The 16,352-nt window shown below is 63.7% G+C and carries 15 protein-coding genes; 7 read left to right on the top strand and 8 right to left on the bottom strand.

Annotation, left to right across the window (positions count from 1 at the left end; translation table 11 throughout):
• Positions 1-107: 107 nt before the first annotated feature.
• From EHW12_RS17160 to EHW12_RS17190, 6 genes are all read right to left on the bottom strand, one after another.
• Positions 108-1,982: a penicillin-binding protein 2 gene (locus EHW12_RS17160; RefSeq protein WP_125051250.1), complete on the bottom strand. Its 1,875-nt coding sequence runs from the start codon at positions 1,980-1,982 to the stop codon at positions 108-110.
• On the bottom strand, positions 1,979-2,623 hold the full coding sequence (locus EHW12_RS17165) for a hypothetical protein (RefSeq protein ID WP_003941715.1): 645 nt from the start codon (positions 2,621-2,623) through the stop codon (positions 1,979-1,981). The genes EHW12_RS17160 and EHW12_RS17165 overlap by 4 nt, the downstream gene beginning before the upstream one ends.
• A complete protein-coding gene (gene rsmH / locus EHW12_RS17170; RefSeq protein WP_007730079.1) occupies positions 2,620-3,633 on the bottom strand; it encodes a 16S rRNA (cytosine(1402)-N(4))-methyltransferase RsmH in 1,014 nt (337 codons plus the stop codon). The genes EHW12_RS17165 and rsmH overlap by 4 nt, the downstream gene beginning before the upstream one ends.
• Before the next feature lie 190 nt (positions 3,634-3,823).
• On the bottom strand, positions 3,824-4,255 hold the full coding sequence (mraZ, locus tag EHW12_RS17175; RefSeq protein WP_003941779.1) for a division/cell wall cluster transcriptional repressor MraZ: 432 nt from the start codon (positions 4,253-4,255) through the stop codon (positions 3,824-3,826).
• A 644-nt stretch (positions 4,256-4,899) separates the two neighbouring features.
• Positions 4,900-5,346 (bottom strand): DUF3040 domain-containing protein, encoded by a 447-nt coding sequence (locus EHW12_RS17185; RefSeq protein WP_003941660.1) that lies wholly within the window; start codon positions 5,344-5,346, stop codon positions 4,900-4,902.
• Between the two features lie 237 nt (positions 5,347-5,583).
• Positions 5,584-6,135, bottom strand: coding sequence for an SAV_6107 family HEPN domain-containing protein (locus EHW12_RS17190; protein WP_228401065.1), 552 nt, complete (start codon positions 6,133-6,135; stop codon positions 5,584-5,586).
• Between the two features lie 147 nt (positions 6,136-6,282).
• Between EHW12_RS17190 and EHW12_RS17195 the strand changes: the two genes are divergently transcribed.
• From EHW12_RS17195 to EHW12_RS17205, 3 genes are all read left to right on the top strand, one after another.
• On the top strand, positions 6,283-6,888 hold the full coding sequence (locus tag EHW12_RS17195; RefSeq protein WP_003941672.1) for an N-acetyltransferase: 606 nt from the start codon (positions 6,283-6,285) through the stop codon (positions 6,886-6,888).
• Positions 6,885-8,483, top strand: coding sequence for an NAD(P)/FAD-dependent oxidoreductase (locus tag EHW12_RS17200; RefSeq protein WP_007730076.1), 1,599 nt, complete (start codon positions 6,885-6,887; stop codon positions 8,481-8,483). Before EHW12_RS17195 ends, EHW12_RS17200 begins: the two co-directional genes overlap by 4 nt.
• Before the next feature lie 70 nt (positions 8,484-8,553).
• Positions 8,554-9,348, top strand: a complete 795-nt coding sequence (locus EHW12_RS17205) for a DUF3153 domain-containing protein (protein WP_241198990.1) — start codon at positions 8,554-8,556, stop codon at positions 9,346-9,348.
• Between the two features lie 47 nt (positions 9,349-9,395).
• Here EHW12_RS17205 and EHW12_RS17210 read toward each other — a convergent pair whose 3' ends face one another.
• Entirely contained in the window at positions 9,396-10,385 is a 990-nt protein-coding gene (locus tag EHW12_RS17210) for a methylenetetrahydrofolate reductase (protein ID WP_003941803.1), read from the bottom strand.
• A 170-nt stretch (positions 10,386-10,555) separates the two neighbouring features.
• On the opposite strand from EHW12_RS17210, the gene EHW12_RS17215 reads away from it, so the two are divergent.
• The 4 genes from EHW12_RS17215 to EHW12_RS17230 all read left to right on the top strand — a co-directional run bounded on the left by EHW12_RS17215 (position 10,556) and on the right by EHW12_RS17230 (position 15,921).
• Positions 10,556-11,695, top strand: coding sequence for a polyprenyl synthetase family protein (locus tag EHW12_RS17215; protein WP_007730074.1), 1,140 nt, complete (start codon positions 10,556-10,558; stop codon positions 11,693-11,695).
• 2 nt (positions 11,696-11,697) lie between these two features.
• Positions 11,698-13,290 carry a phytoene desaturase family protein gene (gene crtI, locus EHW12_RS17220; RefSeq protein WP_125051252.1) on the top strand — a complete coding sequence of 531 codons (1,593 nt, stop codon included), beginning with the start codon at positions 11,698-11,700 and terminating at the stop codon, positions 13,288-13,290.
• A gap of 98 nt (positions 13,291-13,388) precedes the next feature.
• Complete coding sequence (locus tag EHW12_RS17225; RefSeq protein WP_003941737.1) at positions 13,389-14,966, top strand: alpha-(1->6)-mannopyranosyltransferase A; 1,578 nt, start codon at positions 13,389-13,391, stop codon at positions 14,964-14,966.
• Positions 14,967-14,976: 10 nt separating this feature from the next.
• Positions 14,977-15,921, top strand: a complete 945-nt coding sequence (locus EHW12_RS17230; RefSeq protein WP_007730072.1) for a phytoene/squalene synthase family protein — start codon at positions 14,977-14,979, stop codon at positions 15,919-15,921.
• 20 nt (positions 15,922-15,941) lie between these two features.
• Here EHW12_RS17230 and EHW12_RS17235 read toward each other — a convergent pair whose 3' ends face one another.
• A complete protein-coding gene (locus EHW12_RS17235; protein WP_003941747.1) occupies positions 15,942-16,310 on the bottom strand; it encodes an Rv2175c family DNA-binding protein in 369 nt (122 codons plus the stop codon).
• Between the last annotated feature and the right edge of the window lie 42 nt (positions 16,311-16,352).

A 16,352-nucleotide genomic window follows, 5' to 3' on the forward strand; every position in this document is an offset into this window, starting at 1 on the left:
AACGCAAGCAAAGTTCGGCGCACTGCGATGAATGAGGTTACTGCGACGTTTGAGATTACCGTGTCCGGGATTCACCCGAAGACCGTGTCGAAACCGACACACCGCAATCAGTCCGCCTGCAACACCAACTTGCGACCGGGGTCCGGCGACATCGGGACACTGTCACGCTGGAGCATCCACGACGCGATGTTGTGGAACAACGGTGCCGCCGACTGACCGCCGCCGCCGTCCACGCCGCGAACCGGTGCGTCGAGCATGATTCCGATCACGAATCGAGGATTGTCCGCAGGCGCGATTCCCGCGAAGGTGATCCAGTAGTTGGAGTTGGAGTAGCACTTGCACGCGGGATCCACCTGCTGCGCGGTCCCGGTCTTTCCACTGACCTGGTATCCCTCCACACCCGCGGCAACACCGGTTCCTCGTTGGTTGCCGGTGTCTTCCTGAGTGACCGACCGGAACATGTCCCGAACGGTCGCCGCTGTCTGGGCGCTGACCACCTCGACGCCCTCGGGCTGCGGCGTCTCGGTCCGCGTGCCGGAAGAATCGACAGTCGACTTCACGATCCGCGGAGGAATTCGCACGCCGTCGTTGGCAATGGCCTGGTACATCCCGGTCATCTGCAGGGTTGTCATCGAGAGACCCTGCCCGATCGGCAGGTTCGCGAAGGTTCCGCCGGACCACTGGTCGCCACTCGGAACGCTGCCCGCGCTCTCGCCGGGAAGTCCGACGTCGGTGCGTTGTCCGAGGCCGAACCTGTTCAGCATGTCTGCGTAGCGATCCTCGCCCACTCGCTGAGCGAGCATCAAGGTGCCGACGTTCGAGGACTTTCCGAATACACCGGTAGAGGTGTACGGGGCCACACCGTGATCCCACGCGTCCTTGACTGTGGCACCGGACATCGTGATGCTGCCCGGGACCTGCAGAACTTCGTCCGGAGTTGTCTTACCGTCCTCGATGGCCGCTGCTGCGGTGACGATCTTGTTCACCGATCCGGGCTCGAACGGCGTACTGACCGACGGATTGCCCATTTCGGCTGTCGGCGCGTTCTTGTCGATGCCGATTGCGGGGTTGAAGGTGCTGTCGTTGGACATGGCCAACACCTGTCCCGTCTTGGAGTCCATGACCACAACCGAAGCGTTCTTTGCGCCCGACTTGTCCTTGGCGATCTGGACCTGCTGCTGAACGTAGAACTGGAGGTCCGAATCGATGGTCAGCTCGACACCCGAACCGTTGACTGCCGGTTGCTTGTCACGCCAGCTGCCGGGGATCACAGCGCCGTCGGAACCGCGGTCATACGTTTCGGATCCATCGGTTCCGGCGAGCGTGGAGTCCATCGAATCTTCGAGACCGAGCAAACCGTGCCCGTCCCAGCCGGTCGCGCCGACGAGATTCGCGGCCAGAGAGCCACCGGGGTACTCGCGGATGTCCTGACGCTCGAGGCCGACCTCCCGGAACTTGTCCGAGATCTCGGCAGCAACCGCCGGATCCACGCTGCGCGCGAGGTACGTGAAAGTCTCGTTGCTGTTCATCTTCTGAAGCAGATCTTTTTCCGGAACGGTATCGCCGAGCTTGGCGTGGATTCCGGCGGCGATCTCGGCGAGGCGATCGCTCACTTCCGGCGCCTGCTTGTCACCCTCGGCGCCCTGCTCGATGCTCTTGGCGCGCGCTTCCTCGAGTTCCTTGCGTACCCGCACCGGCTGGAAAGTCAGCGCCTTGGCTTCCATGGTGAAGGCGAGGGGGTTTCCGTTGCGATCGGTTATCGAGCCACGTACAGCCGGATCGACCTGCGTCGTGGTTCGTTGATTGGCAGATTCCGCAGCCAGACTCGGCGCGTCGATTCCCTGAATCCACAAGAGCTGCAATGCCGCAACGGCGAGCGCACCACACATGGTGATACGACCGACTCGCTGACGAAACGGAAATGAGGCGGTGGCCGAGCGGCGCGGACGCCGACCGGGGTTGTTACGGGAGTTCTGACTCACCGACGTTCCTCAGGCGGAGCAGGCACCGCCGTCGTGGTGGCGGGTGCTGTCGTCGTGGGGATCACAGGAACCAATTGTTCACTCTGCGCGAGGTTTCGCGTGTTATTCGGAACGCTCGGCGTGGCTCCGGGAGCAACCGGCGTTGTGGTGCGCGGGGGTGTCGCAGTCGGTGCGGGCACCGATGTGGGCGCATCGAGCGGCGGCATAGCTCCGGCAGTCGCGGGAGTCGGCGTTCCGACGACCTCGACCGAACCGTCCGGATGAACTACCAGTCGTGCAGGGTCCTTGGCGGGGACCATGCCGAGAGCGCTTGCCTGATTTGCCAACTCCGGAGCCGAGTTACGCGACTGGAAGTCACGTTCGAGCGCTGCTTTCTGCTCGACCAAAGACTGGTTGTATGCACGTGCATCACTGAGTTGGTACGAATCCTCGGCAGCGCGAGTGGTCAGCAGCAGAGTCACCGCGAGACCGATGGACAGAAGTCCGATGACGGAGGCCACGAACGGCACTCTCCCCTTGAGCATCGCCCGAGGAGAGATAGACGGGCCGGCAGCAGCGACAGTTCCGGTCCGGCCTGCCGCCCGTGCGGTGCGCTTGTCGTATGCACGTTGCGCTGCACCGGATTTGCCCTGACGACTCATGCCCGCCTCCTGGAAATGCGTTCTGCGGCACGCAAACGCACCGGAGCTGATCGTGGGTTCTCTTCGATTTCCTGCTCTGACGCACGTTCTGCGCCACGGGTGAGAATGCGGAACTCCGGTCCCATACCCGGCAACTCGACCGGTAGTCCTTCAGGACTGGTGGACTTCGAGCGGGGAACCAACTCCGCCTTCACAACTCGATCCTCGAGCGACTGGTAGGACATGAACACCACTCGCCCACCGACTGCCAGTGCGTCGAGCCCGGCAGGAACGGCTGCACGAAGCGAATCCAACTCGGCATTGACTTCGATCCGCAGCGCTTGGAAGGTGCGCTTGGCCGGGTGTCCCCCCGTACGCCGCGTGGCTGCCGGGATTGTTCGGTACAGCAATTCGACCAGAGCTGCACTGGTGGTGAAGGGTTCACGCTCACGCTGCCGAAGGATCTCGGACGCAATCTTTCCCGCGAACCGTTCTTCGCCGTACGTGCTCAGAATGCGAGCAAGGTCGCCGTGACTGTAAGTGTTCAGGACCTCTGCCGCGGTCAGCCCGACCGTCTGATCCATCCGCATGTCGAGAGGAGCGTCGATCGAGTACGCAAAACCTCGGTCGGCTTCGTCCAACTGCATCGACGACACACCCAGATCGAAAAGGATCGCGTGAACCGACTCCGTCGACGGCAGACCTGCCTGTTCGAGCGCGTCCTCGATCCCGTCATACGTGGTGTGCACGAACGTCGTTCGGTCCGCGAATGGCGCCAGACGCTCGGAAGCGATCCGGAGTGCGTTGGTGTCGCGATCGAGACCGATGAGGTGAAGGCCCGGGTACTTGCCCAGGAAGAATTCGGAGTGGCCACCGAGCCCCAACGTTGCATCGATCATGTATGCGCCCGCTCCACCGTCACCGACGGCGGTGATGGCAGGGCCGAGAAGATCGTCGGCGCGGTGCAGAAGTACAGGGACGTGCGCGAAGCCATCGGCATCCGAGGGTTCGTTCACCTCGTGATCCACCATGATTGCTCCGGCTCCTACTTTCATGATTTCCGATGACTTTTCGAAAAGGTGCTGACTTTCCGAGAAGGCGATGACTGTTCGAGAAGGCGAATGCTTCGAGGTCCCTGCCCGAAGGAGAACCTGGCGCTGGGGAAGTGCGTCAGGGTCTTTCCGGGCAGAGGCCTCGCGGCATTCGCCGGGGGCTCTTCGCCTAGACGATCTCGCTGAGAGATTCGCCTGTTGCCTGCGAATAGTCCTCTTCGTTGTCTCCGAGATACCTCTCCCAGGCTGCTAGATCCCAGATCTCGAGGTAATCGACGGAGCCGGTCACTACGCATTCCTTGGACAGGTTTGCGTAACGCCGATGATCAGCCGAGAGGGTGATTCGCCCCTGGGCATCGGCGTGCTGTTCATCTGTGCCGGCGGCCAGAGCACGGACATACGCCCGAGCTGCCGGATCATTGCGTGGAGCTGCCGCTGCCTTTCGAGCAAGCTTGACGAACTCGTCCCGGGGGTAGATGGCGAGGCTGTGATCCTGACTCTTGGTGATCATCAATCCTCCTGCCAGTTCGTCTCGGAACTTTGCCGGCAACGTGAGCCGACCTTTGTCGTCGAGCTTCGGCGTGAAGGTACCGAGGAACACTCGACACCTCCTGCGAGCTTGCGCTGAAACCCTCCCTATCGAGCGGATCGTGCTTCAGCTCTCCGCCCGAACCCACAGTACCCCACTTTCCCCCACAAACAAGGAGCACATGGTCCCTATTCAGCATCATTTGCTGATAAATAGCAGGTCAGCGCAGGTGGGGAGACGTGGGGGAAATTTGTAACCGTGTCCCGGCCCACACCGCCGTCAGATCGACCCTTTACGCCACGATCTGTTGCTCCCCCACACAAAATCGCAGTACAAGCGCGGTTTTCGAATAGACGTGAGCGGGACGAGGTCTGGTCGTGCGTTGCAGTTCGACCAGGGTGGAGGAAAGTGGAGGGCCGAGTGGAGCGAAGTGGAGGAAGCCCGCGGGCATGCCCTGAGGCAGCAGGAGTGGCGAGTGATTCGCTCGCACGTCACTGATTCACTCGATGGATTGCCGGCGCACACGTACAACACCCACAGCAACGGCGTGTGGCGGTCGGCAACCTTGGTTGCCGACCGCCACACGTGTGGTCGTCCGTGTGGCGGTCGGCAACCTTGGTTGCCGACCGCCACACGTGTGGTCGTCCGTGCCCTGAAGAGGGCGTCACGTCCGAACTGCATCACTCTCGAAGTACGCCCGAAGAAGGGCGGGAGAGCTAGTCCTGCTCGAACCTGCGTTTGAATCGATCTTCCATCCGCGACGAGAATCCGCCGCCAGACTTCCGGCCGCGTCCCCGCCCGGATCCGCCGGCACTACCCCTACCCGGCGGACCGGAGGGATGATTGCCACCTTCGGAAGCGGAGTCGGCGGCCGGCGCAGACTTACGTCCACCACCCCAGAGGAACAACACCCCTGCGCCGAACATGAACAAGAAACCGAACAGGCTGATGATCGGAAAACCGCCCGGCTTGAGCGGGAGTGCAACCCCCGCGATCAGCAGGACCAGACCCAGCACGAATAGAGCCGCTGCTTGGAACCGCCGTCTACTCGACGGCGCCCGCATACGGCCGCCCCTCACATTGGAGGCGAACTTGGGGTCTTCGGCATAGAGAGCGCTCTCGATCTGATCGAGCATGCGCTGCTCGTGCTCGGAGAGTGGCACGGTACCTCCCCCGGCACTGGAAGTTTGGCAACCACCCCACGGTGTGAGGCGGCGGGTAATCAAGTTGGACGATTACCTGTTTTCATAATACGAGCAGTTTAGGTCTCGGACCACCAACTCCGGGTACGAGTTCCGCCACAAGCGTACGTATTCGTGCCGAAGGGCCCCGATTCGGCTCCATTTGCCTGTGCGGACCAGGAAATTCCCCGGAAACAACTGCCGACACGGACCATTTGTTCACGACGCTCGCAAATGCTCGGACGCGTCCTGACCGATGAAATCTTCGACCGCCGTGAGAAAACGGCCGACCTCGGCGAAGAATGCGTCGGAATCGGAGTCCGTGATCACGATCGACACGCCGGTTTCCACGGCCGCACGCGTAGAGGACCACCCTGCGAAGAACTTCGACCACGCTCCGAACGCGGGCGCTGCGGCGTCCATCAGAACCCACGCGTTTCCGCTTCGCTTGCGCTTCGAGCCGGCACCGGCAGGAGCTGCGGCCAACACTGCCCCGGCACCACGTAGGGCCGCCAGGTAGGCACACCGGAACCGGTCGGCAGGATCGCCCGCCCCAATCGCTTCCTCAAGAAGCGCATCCGCCTTCCGGAGCAGCCCCCACGCCACACCGGACTTTCCCACTCGAGCAGTGCGGTGGCTGGCGTCCGTCGCGCCGAAGGACCGCCTCGCCGACATCGGCAATCGAGAAATTGCGGCATCCGACGGACTCGACAACTCGGCAGGAAGAGTTCGTTGGCACTTCACACGTTCAGGCTTCACACGCTCGGACATCGGGGCACCTCCTGCACCGTGAGGATCCAAGACCAGGTGGGCCGGAGATGCCCGCTTCCCTTCGGGCATCTCCGGATCACCCACATCGAACATCTGTTCGACCTATTCAATATAACTGCACCCACCGACACGCCGTCAAGAGAAGAGGTGAGACCGGTCGACCCGCAGATCGCCTGGACACCACATACGGTCGACCTCGATCGCGCAGAATTCGCGAGTCGACTCCACGAGGCACTGGCCGTGTACGTCACCGCGATGGACTATCCGCGAGGAACCGAGTTCCATCGCGCACCGATGTGGCAGGAGCACGCGAACCGGCCTGGCTGGAAGGCCGTCGGCGCATTGGCGGTTCCTCAGCAACCGTCACACGAAAATCTGCCGCTGGTGGGGATCGCTTACGGGTATCGCGGGAGCCCGGACCAGTGGTGGCATCAACAGGTACTGCACGGGCTTCGGCGCTCGGGTCGTCCCCAGAGCGAGATCGACGCGATTCTGAGCGACTACTTCGAACTCACCGAACTCCACGTGCATCCGAACGGACAAGGTCACCGGTTGGGCGAATCGCTCTTGCGTCACCTCCTCGTCGATCGACCCGAACGTAGTGTGCTGTTGTCGACACCCGAGGTGTACGACGAGGACAACCGAGCCTGGCGGCTGTACCGTCGCCTCGGCTTTCGTGACGTGCTCCGCAGATTTCGTTTTGCCGGCGACAACCGGCCGTTCGCAGTCCTCGGCCGTGGACTGCCGCTGTGAGCGCGCTTCTCGACGCCGTCGTCGTCGGCTCCGGACACAACGCGCTCGTATCGGCCGCCTACCTCGCACGCGAGGGTTGGTCGGTCGAGGTTCTGGAGAAGGACACGGTTCTCGGCGGCGCCGTCTCGACCGTCGAGCGATTTCCCGGATACAAGGTGGACCGGGGGTCGTCGGCACACCTCATGATCCGACACAGCGGCATCATCGAGGAACTCGGACTCGGCGCGCACGGACTGCGCTACATCGACTGTGACCCGTGGGCGTTCGCGCCGCCCGCCCCGGGCACCGACGGGCCGGGCATCGCGTTTCACCGCGACCTCGACGCAACCTGCTGGTCCATCGAACGAGCATGCGGGACAAAGGACGCCGACTCCTACCGGCGATTCGTCGCGGTCTGGTCGGAGCGCAGTCGACATGTCATGAAAGCGTTTTCCGCACCGCCCACCGGATCGAACCTGATCGGTGCGTTCGGAGGTCTCGCCACCGCACGCGGCAACAGCGAACTGTCTCGGCAGTTCCTCGCGCCTGGCGACGCACTGCTCGACGAGTATTTCGACAGTGAGGCACTCAAAGCAGCGCTTGCGTGGTTCGGCGCCCAGTCCGGGCCTGCGATGTCGGAACCGGGAACCGCTCCGATGGTCGGCTTCGCGGCCCTCATGCACATCTTGCCGCCAGGGCGAGCAGTCGGTGGAAGCGGCGCACTGAGTGCTGCGTTGGCCTCCCGGATGGCTGTCGACGGCGCCACGGTCGCGCTCGGTGACGGCGTGACGTCGATCCGTCGAAACTCGAGTCACTGGACCGCCACAACCGAGAGCGGTCGAGAAGTTCACGCTCGCAAGGTAATCGCCGGGTGCCACATCCTGACCACGCTCGACCTCCTGGGCCGAGGGGGCTTCGACCGAACCACGCTCGATCACTGGCGGCGGAAAATCAGGGTCGGCCCCGGCATCGGCGCGGTACTTCGACTGGCGACATCCGCGCTTCCGTCGTACCGCGGCGACGCCACGACACGGGAAAGTACCTCGGGATTGCAATTACTCGTCTCCGATCGCGCACACTTGCGCACGGCACACGGCGCAGCACTGGCGGGGGAACTTCCTCCTCGCCCTGCGGTTCTCGGAATGAGTTTCAGCGGAATCGATCCCACGATCGCCCCGGCCGGGCGGCATCAGGTGACACTGTGGTCGCAGTGGCAGCCGTATCGCCTCAGCGGACATCGCGATTGGGCATCGGTCGCCGAGGCGGAGGCCGACCGGATCGTCGGCGAGATGGAGGCTTTCGCACCCGGGTTCGCCGATTCCGTCCTCGACCGATTCATTCAGACTCCCCGGGACATCGAGTCGGAATTGGGGATGATCGGCGGAAATGTCATGCACGTCGAGATGTCACTCGATCAGATGATGTTGTGGCGACCGCTTCCGGAACTGTCCGGCCATCGCGTTCCGGGAGCAGACGGGTTGTATCTGACCGGAGCATCGACTCATCCCGGTGGCGGTGTGTCCGGAGCCAGCGGTCGCAGTGCGGCTCGAATCGCACTGTCGGACAGCCGCCAGGGCGCGACTCGTCGTTGGATGCGTCGTTCGAGCAGGTCGTGAAGGTCACCCGCCGAACTTCACCCGCCGACACGCCCCCGCCTCGATGACTGGCTACGCCACGGCTGGCACGATGACCACTGTGCAACAGTCCACCGATCCCGCCGCCAAGCCGACCAGTCGGAAACGTTTCCTGACGGTTGCCGCGCTCGCCCTCATGCTTGTTCCCTTGCTTGCCGGGTGCATCCGCGTGCAGGTGTCGATGGGAGTGTCCGCGAACGATCGTGTGACCGGACAGGTGGTAGCTGCCGCTATTCCGGCGAACGAGGCGGACAAGGGTCCGCAGCTGACCCCACCTTCGTCGCTGGAGGACAAGGTACGGGTTCAGGAGTACAAGAAGGACGGGTACGTCGGCAGCCAGGCGTTCTTCAGCGACTTGTCCTTCGGTGACGTCGCCCAACTGGGCTCCATGTACGCCGAGGGGTCCGGGTCGTTCCAGATCACCCTCAAGCGATCCGGGGACACCGTCACGCTCGACGGCAAGGCAGACCTGAAGACGGTTCCGACTCAGGGCGCCGACGTCCAGGTCAGCATCGCCTTCCCGGCACGGGTCGGCACGACCAACGGAACACGAGACGGCGATTCCCGGGTGTCGTGGACCTTGCCCGCCGGCGAGGTGTCGACAATGCGCGCCGAGGTCAACTACGCGGACCCAAGCACCCGAAGCTTCGCCGGGTGGGCAGGAATCATGGCCGGGCTGGCGCTCGGTGTCGCGATTGTCGTCGGTGCGATGGCCTGGATGGCGCGCAATCGAGCACCGATCAAGCGCGCGCCCGCCGCGAAAGCACCGGTCATGAAGACGCCTGTCACGAAATCACCTGTCAGCAAGCAAGCTGACAACAGGAATCCGAAAAACACCGCGAAGTAGCGCCTGGCGATTGCCCCCTCGATTGGTGTCGAGCGGGGCAACCGGGATCAGACGGCTTGTGCTGTCCCGACAGAGGTGTCGGGGGTGAGACCGAGTCGCTCGAGGACCTCACTGGTGGCGCGCGCGAAGTTCAGCGTGATGAAGTGCAGGCACGGAGCGCCTTCGGCGATCAACCGCTCACCCATCTCGGTGGCCAGATCGATGCCGAGTTCGCGGACCGCTGCACGGTTCTCGTCCGGACCGCTTCCGGCCGCGGCGTCGAATCGACGCTCGAGAGCGGGGGGCAATGACGAGCCCGAGAGCTCGAGCATGCGCCGCACCGAGCGTAGCGACGTCACCGGCATGATCTCCGGGATGATCGGCTTGGCGCCCTGTTCTGCGTCGTACGCACTCACCCGGTCACGAAGACGCAGGTAGTCCTCCACGTCGAAGAACATCTGTGTGATCGAGTACTCGGCGCCGGCACGCAACTTCGACACCAGGTACTTCGTGTCGTATGCCAAGTCCGGAGCGCGGTAGTGCCCCTCGGGGAACGATGCGACGCCGACGTGGAAGTCGCCCAGGTCACGGACCATCCGCACGAGTTCCTCGGCGTACTCGACGCCTTCGGGATGCTTCTTCCACTCGCCGAGCGGATCGCCGGGCGGATCGCCGCGCAATACGAGGATGTTGCTGATCCCACGATCGGCGTAGGCACCGACCATGGCGCGAAGCTCTTCGGTGCTGTGTGAGACAGCAGTCAGGTGAGCAACCGGCAGCAGGGTCGTCTCTTCGGCAAGTTCGCCGGTGACACGCACCGTACGATCGCGCGTCGAGCCACCTGCGCCGTAGGTCATCGAGACGAACGCCGGTCCGAGCCGCTCGAAGGTACGCACCGCACGCCACAGGCGCGCTTCGGCGTCCGCGTCACGCGGCGGCGAAAACTCGACCGAGAACGGAATACGGCTACCTGTCGAGGAAGCGATCCGATCGACGATCGACGGTGTTCGGGTGGCCCACCCCTCGCTTGAGCGGCCCCTGACTGGATCGAATGTCACCGGTCAAGCATATGTTTTCCAGCTGCAAACAAGCTCATCGCCCAGTACTGCGTATCCCGAATGTCAGGATCGCGCAGTTCACGGCCCGACCCGCCGTTGATTCCAACCCCTACTAAGCTGGGCCCCAAGCTCGCTTCCGTGTAACCATCCGGCGCGAGAACATACCGATCTTGGAGGCCACCCTGTCCGCAGGAACCGCGCGCGTTGGACAGAGTTCGACCAACACCGCACCGCATCCGACCTCACTCGAACTGCCAGGTCTGTTCGAAGCAGCGCTCCGCGACTTCTTCGCTTCACGCCGCGAACTCGTCTCGAACATCGGCGGTGGATACGAGGAGGCCGTCAGCACCCTCGAGGCCTTCGTCCTGCGCGGAGGAAAGCGCGTCCGACCGTCGTTCGCCTGGACGGGATGGCTCGGCGCCGGAGGCGACCCGAACGGTAAGGACGCAGACGCGGTGATTCGTGCGTGCGCGGCCCTCGAACTGGTGCAGGCCTGCGCGCTCGTGCACGACGACATCATCGACGCATCAACGACCAGGCGCGGCTTCCCGACCGTTCACGTCGAATTCGAGGACCAGCACCGAGGCGAGGAGTGGAGCGGCGATTCCGCGCACTTCGGCGAGGCCGTCGCCATTCTCCTCGGCGACCTGGCCTTGGCCTGGGCTGACGACATGATCCGAGAATCCGGGATCAGCCCCGACGCGGCCGCACGAGTGAGCCCGGTCTGGTCGGCAATGCGCACCGAGGTGCTCGGTGGCCAATTCCTCGACATCAGCAACGAAGCCCGAGGCGACGAGACCGTCGAGGCAGCCATGCGGGTCAACCGCTACAAGACCGCCGCGTACACGATCGAACGCCCACTGCACCTCGGCGCCGCGCTGTTCGGTGCGGACGCCGAGTTGGTCGATGCCTACCGGACCTTCGGCACGGACATCGGTATCGCCTTCCAACTTCGCGACGACCTGCTCGGTGTCTTCGGAGATCCGTCCGTCACGGGCAAACCGTCGGGCGACGATCTCATCGCCGGTAAGCGAACTGTCCTGTTCGCGATGGCGCTTGCCCGCGCCGACGCCGCAGATCCGGCGGCAGCAGAACTGCTCCGCAACGGAATCGGCACCCAGCTGACCGACACCGAGGTCGACACTCTGCGCCAGGTGATCACCGATCTGGGCGCCGTCACCGACGTCGAAACGCAGATCGACACCCTCGTCGAGGCAGCTGCGAACGCCCTCGACTCGAGCACGGCAACGGCAGAGTCCAAGGCTCGCCTGACCGACATGGCGATCGCGGCCACGAAGCGAAGCTACTGACTGTGGCACACGTGCACCGCACTCGAACCGTCAGCTCGCCGACCGATCGAGTCGTGATCGTCGGCGCGGGACTTGCCGGACTGTCTGCGGGGTTGTATCTGCGTGGCGCCGGCCGCGACGTCACGATTCTCGAGAGCAACAGCTCGGTCGGTGGGCGAGTCGGTGTCTACCAGGGCAATGACTACAGCATCGACAACGGCGCAACGGTGCTCACGATGCCCGAACTCGTCGAAGACGCGCTTGCCGCCGTCGGTGCCGACCCAGCCTCGACAAACCCCAAATTCGTTGTGCACAAGCTCGACCCGACGTACCACGCGCGATTCGCAGACGGCACCGCTCTCGATGTCCACGCCGATCCAGAAGACATGGCTGCCGAGGTCTCCCGTGTCTGCGGGCCGGAAGAAGCGCAGCGATACCGTGCGTTGCGGCGATGGCTGAACCGGATCTTCGACGCGGAATTCGACCGCTTCATGGACGCCGACTTCGATTCTCCCCTCGGACTGGTCAATTCGCGTGACGCAGTCAAAGATCTGAGCCGGCTCGTCGCACTGGGAGGATTCGGGAAACTGGGCGGGCAGGTGGATCGCAAGATCCGCGACCCTCGCCTCCGGCGGATCTTCACCTTCCAAGCGCTGTATGCGGGCGTTGCTCCGTCTCGGGCCCTCGCGGTGTACGGGGCGATCGCTCACATGGACACCTCACTCGGCGTCTACTTCCCCGAGGGCGGGATGCGCACGATCGCCGAGTCGATGGCCGACGCCTTCACCGAGGCCGGCGGAATTCTGCATCTCGGCCGCACTGTCGAACGCCTCGTGGTGAGCGATCGGCGCGTGCACACCGTTCACACACGCGACGGCGAGCGCTTCTACTGTGACGCCGCCGTCCTCACTCCCGACATGGCCGTCACGGACTCGCTGTTGCGCCCGCATACGCGATTGCGTCCGCGCCCGGTGCGTACATCGCCGTCCGCTGTCGTGATTCACGGCACTGTTTCCTCCGCGGTCGCCGACGAATGGCCCGCGCAGCGACACCACATGATCGACTTCGGCGAGGCGTGGAAGCGTACCTTCGCCGAGATCACGGCACGCCGCGGCCGCGGGCGACTGATGAGTGATCCGTCACTGCTCGTCACCCGACCGGCACAGACCGATCCGAGCCTGGCCTTCTCGCGAGACGGCCGAATCCGTGAACCGCTGTCAGTCCTCGCGCCGTGCCCGAATCTGGACAGTGCAAGGCTCGACTGGGAAGTTCTCGGCCCGGCCTACGTGCGTGAAATCATCCTCACGCTGCAAGAACGTGGCTACACGGGACTGGTGGAGGGGTTCGATATCGATCACATCGACACCCCGCAGACCTGGCTCGAGAAGGGCATGGCCGCGGGTAGCCCGTTCGCGGCGTCACACACCTTCACCCAGACGGGGCCGTTCCGACGCAAGAACCTCGCCCGCGGCTTCGACAACGTCGTTCTCGCCGGATCGGGAACCGTTCCGGGGGTGGGAGTACCGACCGTTCTGCTGTCCGGACGACTCGCCGCCGAACGTATTACCGGTACACGGGAGCGAGCCAGCGCGGTGGGCACTCGTGCGAGCAACTAAACTAGCCCCTCGTAACCGACCATTCATCCACGATTCACCGACTCGGGCGCTGCATGCGCCGATCGACACCGATCTCCTCGGGGGAGGAACCTGCACCGATGACGTCCTCTGCCGCAGCCACTGAAAGACCGTGGCACCTAAGGGCCGCCAATTTCCTTCGGACTCCCGAAGGTCACAGTGCACTGCTCGGTTTCTTCGGCGCAGTCATGATCACTTTCGGCGGATTCGGTGCCGGTAGCGTCCGGCGCCAAGATCCGCTGCTCGAGTCGATGCATCTGTCCTGGCTCCGTTTCGGCCACGGATCGATTCTGTCGGCGGCCATCGTCTGGATCGGTGTCCTGTGCATGATCGCCGCCTGGGTTCGACTGGGCCGCTCGACTCTGCGCGGTGACGTCTCGTTGCGCGGATTGCGCTACGTCGTCCCGGTCTGGACGTTTCCGCTGCTGTTCGCGGTGCCCATGTTCAGCCGTGACGCCTACTCCTACCTGGCGCAAGGCGCGTTGTTGCGCAACGGCTTCGACCCGTATGCCGTCGGCCCCGTCGTCAATCCGGGAATCCTGCTCGACAACGTCTCAAACGTGTGGACGACGACAACTACCCCGTACGGTCCGGTTCACCTTCTCCTTGCCGACGCCATCGTTCGGCTGACCGGTGAGAACGTCATCGCCGGCACGATGCTGTTGCGGATCACGATGCTCCCCGGACTCGCCCTGATGATGTGGGCCGTTCCCCATCTCGCGACGAAGCTCGGCGGAAACACCTCGATCGCCCTGTGGCTCGCAGTACTCAATCCCCTCGTCCTGATCCACCTGATCGGCGGCGTTCACAACGAGATGCTCATGGTCGGCCTCATGGCCGCAGGCATTGCGCTCGCTCTCGAACGCAAGCACCTCTTCGGCATCGGGCTGATCGCGCTCGCCGTCGCGATCAAGGCAACCGCAGGCGTCGCACTTCCCTTCATAGTCTGGATCTGGATGATCCACGAGCGGGAGGACGCCGCAGCGGCCGGGCGAGAACCGGCGTCACCGATCCGATCGTTCGTCAAAACGGCCGGCGCAGGTTTCGCGGTGTTCGTGGCGGTACTCGGATCCACCTCACTGATCGCCGGAGTCGGCCTCGGCTGGACGACGGCACTCTCCGGTTCGGCAAAGATCATCAACTGGCTCTCGCTGCCCACGATCGTGGCGCACATCGGAACCATGGCAACCTCCTGGTTCGCCGGCGACCATTTCAACGACATCCTCGAAGTCTCCCGGACCATCTCGGCGGTTGTGTTGATCGCGATCATCGCCGTCGTGTGGTGGCGCTACCGCAAGACCGAGCGCGACGCCGTCATGGGCATCGTGATCGTGATGGTCGCCATCGTCGTTCTGTCCCCCGCAGCACTCCCCTGGTACTACTCCTGGCCACTGGCAGTAGCTGCCGGTTTCGCAATGTCGCCGACGACTCTCGCCGTACTGACCGGGCTGTCCACCTGGCTGATGCTGGTGTTCCAGCCGGACGGATCGATCGGCCTCTACACCTTCCCGCACGTGGCTCTGGCCATCGTCGCTGCCGTGATCGCGGCGATGTCCTTGCAGACGGAAGACCCACTGCGACTTCGTGGACGCAAACACGAGAAACCGATCGAAATGACGTCAGCCGCCTCGGCGCCCTCGACGTCAGGATCTGCGTGATCCGCGTGTCATGAACGCACTGCCTGCGTCCTATGAATTCTGCGAGGACGTGACGAGGGAACACGGCCGAACGTACTTTCTGGCCACCCGGTTGTTGCCCGTACCTCGACGCCGCGCAGTTCACGCGCTCTACGCATTTGCTCGCGTCGTCGACGACATCGTGGACGAACCCTCGGGTCCGCATGAACGAGGCACGGTGCTCGCCGACGTCGAACGTGCAGCCGTCAACGCACTCGACAACCCCACTGCGACAGGTGGCTTCCCGTCGACGGTTCCCCTCGACCTGACACGCGTACTCCCGGCCTTCGCGGATGCTGTGAAGACGTTCGACATCCCGCGCGCATATTTCGACGCCTTCTTCGAGTCCATGCGGATGGACGCCCCCGACACGGCGAAGTTTCGACCTGTTTACAACACGATGGACGAACTCAGCGAGTACATGTACGGCTCTGCCGTCGTCATCGGTTTGCAGATGCTCCCGATTCTCGGAGTGAGCGTTCCGCAGCAGGAAGCGGTAGTGCCCGCGTCGAATCTCGGTGAGGCGTTTCAGCTGACCAACTTCATCCGCGACGTCGGTGAAGACCTCGACCGGGGACGTCTGTATCTACCGGCGGGCGAGTTCGCCGCATTCGGGGTCGACATCGAGATGCTCGAGCACGGGCGCAGAACCGGAACGGTGGACGTTCGGGTCAAGCGCGCGCTGGCACACTTCATTGCCGTGACGCGGGGGCGGTATCGGTCTGCCGAATCTGGCATCCCGATGCTCGATCGGCGGGTCCAGCCGTCGATCCGCACGGCTTTCGTGTTGTACGGAGCAATTCTCGACCAGGTCGAGCGCGCCGACTTCCGGATACTGCATCGACGTGTGTCCGTTCCAGGACGCACGCGACTTCGAGTCGCTGCGCCGGGTCTGGTCCGGTCGGCAACCTACGCGGCGAAAAACCGCATGCGGTGAGTTGTCAGAAGGCCGGCAGCTCAGAAAGCCATGGCCTGTGCGCGGCGGATGACCTCACGCGCGAGATCACCATGCAGTGCGTCCACCGGGCGCCCCGGCAGGGAATCGTCGGCCAGGAACAACCAGCGGAGGATTTCGACATCGGTGTAGCCGCCGTCGTGCAGCACCGCCAGCAGACCGGGCAGCCACTTGACGATCTGGCCGTCCTCGCCGAAGAACACTTCGGGGACACCGAGAACGCCATGCCGCTTGACTGCGATGATCTTGTGATCGCGAAGCAACTGGTGAACCTTGCTCACCGGCAACCCGACGTTCTTCGCCACATCCACCAGCTGGAACAGGGAAACCGAAGAATCCAGGACATCATCACAATAAGGAATCGCGCTCACCGCGAGAAGTTTATCCGGTCCGGCGAGCCCGCTGTGTACCGC

It is taken from the genome of Rhodococcus sp. NJ-530, from assembly GCF_003860625.1.
GTDB classification, from domain to species: Bacteria; Actinomycetota; Actinomycetes; order Mycobacteriales; family Mycobacteriaceae; genus Rhodococcus_F; species Rhodococcus_F qingshengii.

Coding starts and splice junctions, on each gene's coding strand:
- EHW12_RS17165 (WP_003941715.1), bottom strand. CDS start 2,623: ATGAGTCGTCAGGGCAAATCCGGTGCAGCGCAACGTGCATACGACAAG.
- rsmH (WP_007730079.1), bottom strand. CDS start 3,633: ATGGTGGATCACGAGGTGAACGAACCCTCGGATGCCGATGGCTTCGCG.
- EHW12_RS17190 (WP_228401065.1), bottom strand. CDS start 6,135: ATGTCCGAGCGTGTGAAGCCTGAACGTGTGAAGTGCCAACGAACTCTT.
- EHW12_RS17205 (WP_241198990.1), top strand. CDS start 8,554: ATGACCACTGTGCAACAGTCCACCGATCCCGCCGCCAAGCCGACCAGT.
- EHW12_RS17225 (WP_003941737.1), top strand. CDS start 13,389: ATGACGTCCTCTGCCGCAGCCACTGAAAGACCGTGGCACCTAAGGGCC.
- EHW12_RS17230 (WP_007730072.1), top strand. CDS start 14,977: ATGAACGCACTGCCTGCGTCCTATGAATTCTGCGAGGACGTGACGAGG.